The following is an 11,992-nucleotide window of genomic DNA, read 5'->3' on the forward strand; positions in this document are numbered from 1 at the left end:
CTCTCCTTAAAAAATAACGCTAGAAGAATCATTTGTGTCGAGAGCGGTTTATCACGTCTGTAATAAACCGTAAATTTGTGTAAGCTATTGCTGTGACTGCTAGTGGCAAAGGAATGTGTCTGTCTTAATTTAGAGTGATTCTAAATAAAAAAGAGATCAATAAAATGGAATTAAATAAAAAAAGTAACGCTCAAGGTTTGCTTCAAGAGATTAAAATAGAAGACGGTTTTTATGTCTTACGTTTTGATAACAACGATTCTAATGTGAGCCAAGTGGAGCGAGAGGTAGATAGTAGCTTTATACAGTTTCATTTTTGTATCAAGGGCTCTGCAGTGTTTAATTTTAATAACGGAGCCTATCAACTTTCTATTACAGATGAGAATTCGCTGTTGCTATATAATCCGCAGCGTGATTTACCTATGAATCTAGAACTCGCCCCAGAGACCTGGCTGGTGAGTGTCATTATCTCTATCAAGAAATTTCACAGCCTATTTTCTAGCGAGGCAAATTTTATGCATTTCTTAAGTGATGAAAATAAAGATAGAAAATACTACAAGGACGGCAGCATCTCACCAAGTATGGCGATTGTACTTAACCAGTTAATGAATTATAGCTTGCACCCTTCTATAATGCAATTGTATTTTAAGGGAAAAAGTTACGAGCTATTAAGCCTGTACTTTAATAGGCCTGCAGATGTAGATATAGAGCAATGCCCTTTTCTAGTAGATGAAGATAATGTGCAAAAAATAAAGCGTGCTAAGCAAATAATCATTGCAAGAATGGATGCACCACCAACACTAAGCGAATTATCAGATGAGATAGGTCTCTCACTCAGTAAATTAAAAGAAGGCTTTAAACAGATTTATGGTGATTCTGTGTTTAGCTTCTTATTTGACTATAAAATGGAAGTCGCACGCCAGTTGCTAGAGACGGGATCACATAATGTAAATGAGGTAGGTCTTAAAGTAGGTTATAGCACGGCGAGTCACTTTATAGCTGCTTTTAAAAAGAAATTTGGGACCACCCCAAAAAAGTATTTAATGAGCTTGGGGTAGGTACGCTTTCGCGAAAGCGTAAAAACTAATACCATTATCACAAAGTCTTATAACAATCATAACATTTAAAAGAAGGTTAAGCCTTATTTTTGTTAAAGAAAAATTGCCAACAAATGAACAAAGGAGTTTTAATGGTCAATCTGGGATCACCAGATAGTACAGATCCAAAAGACGTAAAAAAATACCTAGGCGAGTTCTTAATGGACGAGCGCGTAATAGATGTTCCTTATGCAGCAAGAGCATTGCTAGTAAAAGGTATCATCTTAAATACACGCCCTAAAAAGAGTGCAGAGGCCTATAGTAAGATATGGTGGGATGAAGGATCACCATTAATTGTTCTTACAGAACGCTTGCAGAAAAAAGTGCAAAGCCACACAAAACTCCCTGTAGAAATCGCAATGCGATATGGTACACCTTCTATAAAAGAAGGACTTCAAAAATTACACGATCAAGGGATTGATGAGGTAATGCTATTACCATTATATCCTCAGTATGCAATGGCAACTACAGAAACCATCTTAGTACTAGCCGAAGAGATACGTGCTGAGTTTTTTCCTAAGATGAAGATTACAGATGTAAAACCATTTTACAACAAGCCAGAGTATATCAAGGTGCTAGGAGACTCTATTGCAGATAGCCTTAAAGGTGTAGATTATGAACATCTGTTATTTTCTTATCACGGTGTTCCAGAAAGGCACATACGTAAAAGTGATGTGACGAGTATGCACTGTAAAATAGATGGTTCTTGCTGTATGTCACAATCTAAGGCACACGAGTTTTGCTATCGTCATCAGTGTTATGAGACCACAAGGTTAGTAGGCGAATATTTAGGTATGGAGCCACTTACTTACTCTACCTCCTTTCAATCACGTTTAGGTTTTGACCCGTGGTTACAGCCGTATACAGACCGTACAATAGAACGTATGGGTAAAGAAGGATTTAAGAAAATGGCAATTGCAACACCAGCATTTGTATCAGACTGTCTTGAGACGCTAGAGGAAATTGCGATGGAGGGTGAAGAAATCTTTCACGAAGCTGGAGGAAAGGACTTCCATACCATTCCTTGCATCAATGATCGTGATGACTGGGCAGGTGTTGTTGCAGGGTGGATAAATGAATGGGCGCTTGTAGAAAGTGGGAAGGCGATAGCCTAAATGATTATAAAATTTATACTTTATGAGATTTCTTTTTTTTGTCTGCTTATCCATTTGTTCACTAAATCTCTTGGCACAAAAGAGTCCCGCAACTTTGTTTTTTAAGGATGGGACATCTCAACAAGGATATGTCTTTGGAGATACTTTTTGGGAATTGAAATTTAGTAAGGAGTTAAAAGGGAAAAAGAAAAAATATCAATTTGAAGAATTAGATAGCGTTAGCATTTTAGAGAACGATCAGACAATTCTTTATCATATTCATAAATATCGCTTTAGAAAAGATCAAAAAAGCTTAAAAAACTTGAAGTATACTAAAGTACAATTGATTGTAGACGGCCCGGTACAGCTATATATTCAAAATATAAATTATCAAACACCAGAAACCACTCAATTTACTAGATATCCTAATGGTCACGTAGATCAAAAAACCGTTTTTTCATCAAATTATTCTCAATATACATTGTTTGTAAAAAAAAGAGAGGAAGAAAAGCTTTTTTGGCTAGCAACACCACAGGCAGGCTTAGCACGTAACTTTAAAAAAGCTGCCAAAGATTATTTCCAAGATTGCCCTAGCCTTATTTCAAAATTAGAGTCAAATGAATTTGGGAGAAAAACCGCCGCTCAGATGGTTCAGTTTTATAATGATCAATGTCAATGATAGGAATATCAAAATATGACTTTACTTAAAGCTATAAGTTGAACAAAAAATCTACTGCCTTAGGCACCAAATCGATTTCTAGCTTGCTTATACAGCAAGCTGTACCCGCATCTATAGGGATACTCGTGATGTCGCTCAATATGATAGTAGATACCATCTTTGTAGGAAGATGGATTGGTCCTCTTGCCATTAGTGCCATTACAGTAGTTATACCCGTAACCTTTTTTATAGCAGCTATAGGACTTGCCGTAGGTATAGGTGGTAGTTCTGTACTGTCTAGGGCCTTAGGTTCTGGTGATGATGATAAGGCGCTTCGTGTTTTTGGTAATCAAATAACACTCACCTTTCTAGTATCTGGATTACTAGCAATTCTAGGACTCGTTTTTCAAAACACGCTCATAGAGTTTTTTGGAGCAGATGACTCTTTTAAAGATATGGCGCTCACATATTACCGCATTGTACTTTACGGTATTGTAATGCTTGCAATGTGTATGATGGGTAACAACGTGATACGTGCAGAGGGTAAACCCAAATTTGCGATGTATGCGATGATTCTCCCAGCTATAGGTAATATAGGGATGGATTACCTTCTTATCAATGTGCTAGGCTATGGGATGGAAGGTGCTGCCTGGGCAACATTTGCGAGTTATGCGGTGTGTTTTGCTTTTATCGTATGGTTTTTCATTTTCAAGAGCGAACTCAGAATTGTACCTAAATGCCTTGTGCTTACAAGAACAATTGTTTCAGAAATTTCTGGTTTGAGTTCTGTGACACTTGCGCGACAAGGAGTAATTTCTGTGCTTACTATATTACTTAACAATGTACTTATTAATTATGGAGATGCCCTAGATGTCGCTAGTTACGGGATTATAAGTAGAATGTTAATGTTTGCCTTGTTTCCAGTAATAGGCGTTACTCAAGGATTTATGCCTATCGCTAGTTATAATTATGGAGCAAACCAATATGCACGCGTGCGAGAAACAATCAATACTTCCATTCTTTATGCAGGCGGTCTTGCACTAGCTATTTTTATAATCATAATGACGGTACCAGATTTTTTTGTGTCTTGGTTTATAAGCGATAGCAACGCACAAGCTCAAGCCGTAGCAGATAATAAAGTATTGATGGAACGCACCCCTAATGCACTACGCACTGTCTTTGCTGCGACGCCCATAATTGTAATACAGTTAATAGGAGCTGTGTATTTTCAAGCCATAGGTAAAGCGATACCAGCTTTACTGCTCAGCCTTACTAAGCAGGGCTTCTTCTTAATCCCGCTTATACTCATATTACCTAACTTTTTTGGTGTTTGGGGAGTGTGGATTGCATTTCCTATCGCAGATGTATTGTCTACCGTAGTAACAGGCTATTTTTTAAGGCGTGATGTAAAAAATAATCTTGTAGTAATAGACGAGTAGTATTTCTGCGCTTTCGCGAAAAAGTGAAGCACTCCAAAACGTATCTCTGTCATTTCGAGCTTGCCGAGAAATCCCATAGTTGTGAGCGGTTGTTGTTGAGTATTGATAGATTTTCTGAGCTTGAAGTGTGATCTTTCTTTTGTCGAGATGATAATAATGACGTTAATTTTATAGAGATTAGAGGGTATACGCTTTCGCGAAAGCGTTAAAAATTCATCCTTGCTTCTTACTTCATAGAGAATTGTGTAATTTTCTTAGCTATAACAAACACAATCCAAATGAAGACAAAATTATGCTACCTATTACTGGCGGTGTGCTCAGTATTATCTTTTGATACGTTTGCACAAACACCAGACCCCTCTACTTACGAAGCTTTAGAATATAGACTCATTGGCCCTTTCCGAGGTGGTCGAAGTGCTGCCGTCACTGGAGTGCCAGGACAGCCAGACCTATTTTATATGGGGAGTACTGGTGGTGGCGTGTGGCGCACTACAGATGGTGGTAAAGAATGGGAAAATATCTCAGATGGTTATTTTGGAGGAAGTATAGGAGCCGTTGAGGTTTCAAAAAGCGACCCAAACGTTATTTACGTAGGTGGTGGTGAGAAAACATTAAGAGGTAACGTGTCTTCTGGATATGGTATCTGGAAGTCTGAAGATGCAGGGAAAACCTGGATACAGTCGGGTCTTAAAAATAGCCGTCACGTACCTAGAATACGTGTACATCCTACTAATTCTGATATTGTATATGCAGGGGTTTTAGGTAACATTTATAAACCTACACAAGAGCGTGGCGTTTATAAAAGTACAGATGGTGGTAAGACGTGGAGAAAAACACTTTTCTCAAATGCAGATAGTGGTGTTGTAGATTTAATTATAGATCCAAACAACCCACGAGTACTGTACGCTACTACGTGGAATGCACGCAGGACACCTTACAGTTTAAGTTCTGGGGGAGAAGGATCTGCTGTGTGGAAAAGTACAGACAGCGGTGAGACGTGGAAAGAGATTTCTACAAACGATGGTTTTGCCGAAGGTATACTAGGGATTATGGGAATCACCGTTTCTCCAGCAAACAGTAACCGTCTGTATGCAATGGTAGAAAATCAAGAGCAAGGAGGTTTATACACCTCTACAGACGCAGGTACGACTTGGAAAAAAATAAACAGTGAGCGTAAATTACGCCAGCGTGCTTGGTATTACACACGTCTGTATGCAGATACTAAGGATGAGAATACAGTATATGTATTAAATGTGCGTTACCACAAATCTACAGATGGAGGTAAAACCTTCAGTACACATAACGCACCACACGGAGATCATCACGACTTATGGATAGCTCCAGAAGATCCTAACCGTATGATTATAGGTGATGATGGTGGCGCACAAGTGTCTTATGATGGTGGTCGTTCTTGGAGTACCTATATGAACCAGCCTACGGCTCAGTTTTATCGTGTGACTACAGATAATGCGTTTCCGTACAGAATTTATGTAGCGCAGCAAGATAATAGCACAATACGTATCCCGCACCGCACAGAAGGTGGTAGCATTACAGAAAATGACTGGGAGAGTACCGCTGGTGGTGAGTCTGCACATATAGCTGTAGATCCAGAAAATAATGAGATTGTGTACGGAGGAAGTTACGACGGATTCTTAACGCGTGTAAACCACGAGAAAAATACGGTACGTAGCGTATCTGTATGGCCAGATAACCCAATGGGTCACGGTGTGGAGGATATGAAATACCGCTTTCAGTGGAATTTCCCCATCATCTTTTCAAAGCATAACCCTAACAGGTTGTACACATTCTCACAAAGCGTGCACGTGAGTGAAAATGAAGGTCAAAGTTGGGAAGTTATAAGTGGTGATCTTACGACTAACGATCCAGAAAAAATGAAATCTTCTGGAGGACCTATCACACAAGATAATACCTCTGTAGAGTACTACTGTACCATTTTTGCAGCGGCAGAGTCTCCTCTTAAGGAAGGACTTCTCTGGGTAGGTAGTGATGATGGTCTTATACACGTAACTCGTAATGGAGGGCAATCTTGGGAAAACGTAACCCCTAAAGGAATGCCAGAAAATATGATGATTAATAGTGTGGAGCCATCTGCCTTTGAAGAAGGGACGGCCTACGTGGCTGGTACACGTTATAAATTAGGTGATTTTGCTCCTTATTTGTACAAAACTACAGACTACGGTAAGTCGTGGAAAAAGATTACAAGTGGTATACCTGCAGAGCATTTTACACGTGTAGTACGTGAGGATCCAAAACAAAAAGGGTTATTATACGCCGGTACAGAGACGGGAATGTACATCAGTTTTGACGATGGTAAAAACTGGAAATCGTTCCAACTTAACTTGCCTATCGTTCCTATTACAGACCTTACGATTAAGGATGATAACCTCATTGTAGCAACACAGGGACGTAGCCTTTGGATTATAGATGACCTTGGAATGTTGCATCAGTCCGCTTTCGCGAAAGCGGGAACAAATAAATTGTTTAAACCTAAGAAAACGTACCGAATGGGCGGCCGTGGTGGTAGATCGAGCCTTACAGCTGGAACTAATCATCCTAGTGGTGTGATGACTTATTTTAACCTGAAGGATTTTGACAAGAAAAAGGATACCGTTACCCTTACCTATATGAGTATGGCGGGTGATACCTTACAATCATATAGTACAGGTAGTAAAAAGAAAAAGCTAAAAGTCAAAAAAGGCGGAAATATGTTTGCTTGGAATACTAGAATAGATGGCGCAGAGCGTCTAGATGGTATGATATTATGGTGGGCAAGTCTTGACGGGCCACAAGCCGTACCTGGTAATTACAAAGTGTCACTTAATGTAAATGGTGATGTGCAAACAGAGACCTTTGAGATTGTTGCAAATCCTAATTCAGAGGCAACAGTGGCAGATATGCAGAAGCAACACGACTTTATTTCTGATGTAAATAAATCTGTAGACAGAGCGCACCAGAGTATCAAAAAGATTAGAAAAATCAATAAGCAACTCAAGTCATTTACTGCTCAATATAAAGACGACCCACGTACAGAAGCACTGCGTGAGAAGGCAAAAACAATGCAGGAAGAGTTTGGTAAGATTGAGAAAGAACTCTATCAGACTAAGAACCGTTCTGGTCAAGACCCGCTTAACTTCCCTATTAAGTTAACTAATAAATTAGGGCATTTAAATAGTCTTGTAGGTATGGGAGATTTTGGACCTACAGACCAAGACGTAGCTGTAAAAAATGAACTTACGGCAGCAATCAATACACAACTCAATGCCTTTGATACAATGCTAGATGCAGAGGTGTCTAAGTTTAATGAAGAGTTTAATAGCTTGAGGTTAGATTATCTTTTTGTAGAAGATGCAAAGGAGTAAATAAAGTAATATTTTATTGGAAAGGCGCAGAAGAAATTCTGCGCCTTTTTTTTATGATTTTCTTAACCAACCTATTCTGTAAATTGTCATCTATATCAAAATATTCATTCATTAATAAATCAAAAAATGACAAAACTTAAAACAATTACGGGACTCTGTTTATTCCTTTTTGCAATGAGCCTTACTGCTCAAGAGACTGATAGTGGAGAAAATTTTACAAGAAAGGGCAGACTATTATTAGGTGGATCTACAAACGGAGGTCTTAATTTCTCAAAAACTTCTTATGAATTTGATGGGGATACGGTAAGTGAAGACAAGACTAATACATTTGTGCTGGAGGGGAAAGTAGGTTATTTCATCATTGACAACTTAGCGCTTGGTGTGCAAACAGGTATATCGAGATTTAAAAATGAAGATGAGGATGGTAATAATGAAAACACATCATCAAGTTTTAATGCAGGGCCTTTTGCGAGTTATTACTTTGATGTGGGTAACTCTAAAATAAGACCTTACGTGTCTGCAAGTACTGGTTTTGGATATTCAAAATTGGACGGCACTAGTGCAGTTATTAGTAGTGGTGATTCAGATATTGTATTTCAGAGTTTTGAACAGAAAGATCGCTCCTTTATGTGGTCTGCGGGTGCTGGAGTAGCGTTTTTCTTAAATAAAACAATCGCTATTAATGTAGAAACGGCTTATACTAATAGAACAAATAAAGATCCAGATGATGACTTTGACGCTAAGTTTACCACATCTAATTTGGGTATAACTGGAGGACTAAGTATCTTTTTCTAACATAGAGAAGTAAATTTTTTAAAAGGCGCAGAAGAAATTCTGCGCCTTTATTGTTTTGTCTTGCTTCGTATCTTTACCATTATGGCAGAATACTACCCTTATTTCAAATCCCTACACATCATTTTTGTGGTCACTTGGTTTGCTGGCTTATTTTATATGCCACGTCTTTTTGTATATCAAGTAGAAGCTAGTGAAAAACCATCACCAGATAAAGAGATACTTGGTAAGCAATTGGGCTTAATGGCACATCGCCTTTGGAAGATAATTACAGGGCCTTCTATGGTGCTCACGGTGATTTTTGGGAGTTTGATGTTTTATATAAATCCAGGGCTTTTTAGTGCCCCGTGGATGCATATTAAACTTGCTTTTATTGTGTTGTTGTTTTTATATCATTGGAAAACCTGGCGTATACACAAGACATTTCAAGCAGGTACTTTTAAATATACTTCTAGACAAATGCGCCTTTGGAATGAAGGAGCAACGCTTATACTTTTTGCGGTTGTTTTTCTAGCAGTCACAAAAAGTACAACCAATTGGATTTTTGGAATGTTAGGTCTTGTAGGTCTGGCAGTATTATTGATGCTAGGCATAAAACTGTATAAGAAAATACAAGATAAAAATCCAGATGCCTAATGCTCACTTTTAATCGTACATCCCTCGGCACAAAAATCTTTACCTCAATGCTTGCATTGGTATTGATTGCCTTCTTGATGATTGCCGCTGTCACTTACTTTCAATACAAAGAGCAAATAAGAGACTATAATGAGGAACGATTAGAACGTAAAGAGTCTTCCATAAAGAAAACCATAGACTTTGTATTAGATAATACCAGCTGGGAGCTCAAGACAGATAGAATTCCGTATATCTTTAAGGAAAAAATATATGAGATTGCTAGCATACAGGGTGAGAATCTCACAATGTATGATCTAGATGGGGAGCCTCTTATCTCGTCTACAGATCAATTATTTGATAGTCCCGCGCAAATGAAATTATGTCTTGAGACTTTAGAAAACTTAGAAAAATCTGAAGAAAAACGATATGTAAATCAGCTGGATGGTGAGGTGTCTCAACAACTCTCTTACAGCTATATAAATGACCCTAAATATAGACCACTCGCCATACTTGAGATACAGTATGAAGATAGTGAGGCTTTTATTAATAAAGAACTCAGAGAGATATTGTGGCGTCTGGTGGTGGTAAATATCCTTATGGTATTGACCGCAATTTTACTCGCTTATTTTCTGGCCAGATACATTACAAAAACACTTAAAACAGTAGAGGATAACATAAAAGAAACCCAACTAGATAAGCGCAACGAGAAAATTGATACTACAGAGCTTCCCTCTGAGCTCACAACCCTTGTAAACGCTTATAACGGGATGATAGATCAACTTGAGGGCAGTGCTGCAAAACTCGCGCAAAACGAGCGTGAGGCCGCCTGGAGAGAGATGGCAAAGCAAGTAGCTCACGAAATCAAAAATCCACTCACGCCTATGCGACTCACGGTACAGAGCTTTGAGCGTAGGTTTGACCCAGAAGACCCCGAAGTTAACCAGAAGATAAAAGAATATAGCAGTACCCTCATACAGCAAATAGATACTATGAGCAGCATAGCAAGTGCCTTCTCAAACTTTGCAGATATGCCAGCACAGCAAAGCGAAATTCTTAATGTGCCTAATATCGTAAAGCTCTCTGTAGATATTTTTAATGAGCGTTATATAGATTTCGCTTCTGCGAAAGAGGAGATTTTTGCAAATTTTGACCGTACACAACTTATTAGAGTGGTGACAAACTTGGTAAAAAATGCGGTGCAAGCCACAATGACCACAGAAGATCCAAAAATCTTAGTTGAGGTAAACGACCTAGATACACAAGTAGAAATAACTGTAACAGATAACGGGACCGGCATTTCTGAAGATAATTTACCTATGATTTTTGAGCCAAAATTCACAACCAAAACAAGTGGTATGGGACTCGGCCTCGCAATGGTAAAAAATATTGTGGAGACCTATAAAGGAACAATTACCTTTACAACACAAGAGGGAGAAGGCACAGTTTTTAGAGTCATCTTCCCAAAATAAATAAGTGTAAGCGTCGCATTTTTGGCGTATAAAAAAGACTTTTATAAACTAACATATAGCTATGTACAATAACATACTTTCAGAAACTTCAGATAGCATTACGACTATCACGATAAACAGACCTTCAAAACTTAACGCTCTTAACAAAGAGACTATAGAGGAGCTTCATACCGCTTTCGCGAAAGCGGAAGAAGATACAGGCGTACGCGTTGTGATCATTACCGGATCTGGAGAGAAGGCATTTGTAGCAGGAGCAGACATTTCTGAATTTGCAAACTTCTCTGAAGCGCAAGGTGCAGAGCTTGCAAGAAAGGGACAAGAATTACTCTTTGACTACGTTGCCGAAATGGGTACCCCAGTCATAGCAGCCGTAAACGGTTTTGCACTGGGAGGTGGTCTAGAACTGGCAATGGCAGCACATTTTAGAATCGCTAGTGATAATGCTCGTATGGGGCTTCCAGAGGTAAGTCTAGGTGTGATACCAGGTTATGGTGGTACACAACGCTTACCACAACTAGTAGGTAAAGGTCGTGCGATGGAGATGATAATGACTGCCGGAATGATAGATGCAAATACGGCACTTGAGTACGGACTTATAAATCATATCACTGCACAAGAAGAATTAGTGCCTCTAGCAAATAAACTAGGCGGAAAGATTATGCGTAACTCACCTATGGCAATTGCCGCAGCGATTAATGCTGTAAATGCAGGTTATGAAAATGGTGTAGATGGGTTTGATACAGAGATAGAAGAATTTGGCGGGTGTTTTGGTACAGAAGACTTCACCGAAGGAACCACGGCATTTCTTGAAAAAAGAAAGGCTGAGTTTTAAAAAGTTATACATTGCAAAAGCAATTTAACCATCTGTTTTTCACTTTATGAAATCACTGTTTATTACCAGTATTTGTATGCTTTTTTTAAGCACGGCAACGGCTCAATTTATTAAAGAACAATCTTTAGGAGTTCAAATAGGATTTGGACTTTCTACTCCTTATAATAGTACAACTTCCGTTGTAGACGATGGATTTTTTGCTCAAGGTGAGCTAATAATGAAGGTTAAGAATTGGCTAGAATTACGTCCTTATGCGGGCGTAATTCTTACTAATTCTGATGGTTTAGATTTAGATGATAATCCTACTGATGAAAAAGCAACTTCAAAAGCATTTTTAATGGGAGGTAAGCTAAGATTAAGAGCCCCTATTCCTTATTTCGCTCCATATATAGAAGGAGGAATAGGAACTTCTATAGGTTCTTTTGAAACAGTAAATAGATTAGGAACTATTGATAAATCTGGTATTATTTATCACGTACCTTTTTCAATAGGAGTAGAATTAGGAAAGAAGGGTAAGGTAGACATAAGACTTTCGTATTTTTTTCAACCTAGTGTAGAGCAATATGCAGGAGCCGCCGCAATAGGTGTTGAGTTTCCTTTATAATTATATTAATTATTG

General features: G+C 38.5%; 10 protein-coding genes. All 10 read left to right on the forward strand.

Features of this window, described 5'->3' with window-relative positions:
- The first annotated feature begins 164 nt into the window (after window positions 1-164).
- The 10 genes from ACFO5T_RS02580 (at window position 165) to ACFO5T_RS02625 (ending at window position 11,977) form a co-directional block, all read left to right on the forward strand.
- Window positions 165-1,055: an AraC family transcriptional regulator gene (locus tag ACFO5T_RS02580; RefSeq protein WP_038597990.1), complete on the forward strand. Its 891-nt coding sequence runs from the start codon at window positions 165-167 to the stop codon at window positions 1,053-1,055.
- A gap of 113 nt (window positions 1,056-1,168) precedes the next feature.
- Window positions 1,169-2,209: a ferrochelatase gene (hemH, locus tag ACFO5T_RS02585; protein WP_380031783.1), complete on the forward strand. Its 1,041-nt coding sequence runs from the start codon at window positions 1,169-1,171 to the stop codon at window positions 2,207-2,209.
- A gap of 22 nt (window positions 2,210-2,231) precedes the next feature.
- Window positions 2,232-2,867 (forward strand): hypothetical protein, encoded by a 636-nt coding sequence (locus tag ACFO5T_RS02590; protein WP_380031785.1) that lies wholly within the window; start codon window positions 2,232-2,234, stop codon window positions 2,865-2,867.
- 38 nt (window positions 2,868-2,905) lie between these two features.
- Window positions 2,906-4,285, forward strand: coding sequence for an MATE family efflux transporter (locus tag ACFO5T_RS02595; RefSeq protein WP_380031787.1), 1,380 nt, complete (start codon window positions 2,906-2,908; stop codon window positions 4,283-4,285).
- Between the two features lie 278 nt (window positions 4,286-4,563).
- Complete coding sequence (locus tag ACFO5T_RS02600) at window positions 4,564-7,665, forward strand: WD40/YVTN/BNR-like repeat-containing protein (RefSeq protein WP_380031789.1); 3,102 nt, start codon at window positions 4,564-4,566, stop codon at window positions 7,663-7,665.
- A gap of 126 nt (window positions 7,666-7,791) precedes the next feature.
- Window positions 7,792-8,460 (forward strand): outer membrane beta-barrel protein, encoded by a 669-nt coding sequence (locus ACFO5T_RS02605; protein WP_380031791.1) that lies wholly within the window; start codon window positions 7,792-7,794, stop codon window positions 8,458-8,460.
- A gap of 81 nt (window positions 8,461-8,541) precedes the next feature.
- Complete coding sequence (locus tag ACFO5T_RS02610) at window positions 8,542-9,093, forward strand: CopD family protein (RefSeq protein WP_035337995.1); 552 nt, start codon at window positions 8,542-8,544, stop codon at window positions 9,091-9,093.
- 47 nt (window positions 9,094-9,140) lie between these two features.
- Window positions 9,141-10,541 (forward strand): sensor histidine kinase, encoded by a 1,401-nt coding sequence (locus ACFO5T_RS02615; protein WP_380031793.1) that lies wholly within the window; start codon window positions 9,141-9,143, stop codon window positions 10,539-10,541.
- A 61-nt stretch (window positions 10,542-10,602) separates the two neighbouring features.
- Window positions 10,603-11,373 carry an enoyl-CoA hydratase/isomerase family protein gene (locus ACFO5T_RS02620; protein ID WP_380031795.1) on the forward strand — a complete coding sequence of 257 codons (771 nt, stop codon included), beginning with the start codon at window positions 10,603-10,605 and terminating at the stop codon, window positions 11,371-11,373.
- Window positions 11,374-11,419: 46 nt separating this feature from the next.
- Window positions 11,420-11,977 (forward strand): hypothetical protein, encoded by a 558-nt coding sequence (locus ACFO5T_RS02625; RefSeq protein WP_380031798.1) that lies wholly within the window; start codon window positions 11,420-11,422, stop codon window positions 11,975-11,977.
- Window positions 11,978-11,992 lie beyond the last annotated feature (15 nt).

Origin of the sequence: Dokdonia genika (assembly GCF_042652845.1) — a bacterium.
GTDB classification, from domain to species: Bacteria; Bacteroidota; Bacteroidia; order Flavobacteriales; family Flavobacteriaceae; genus Dokdonia; species Dokdonia donghaensis.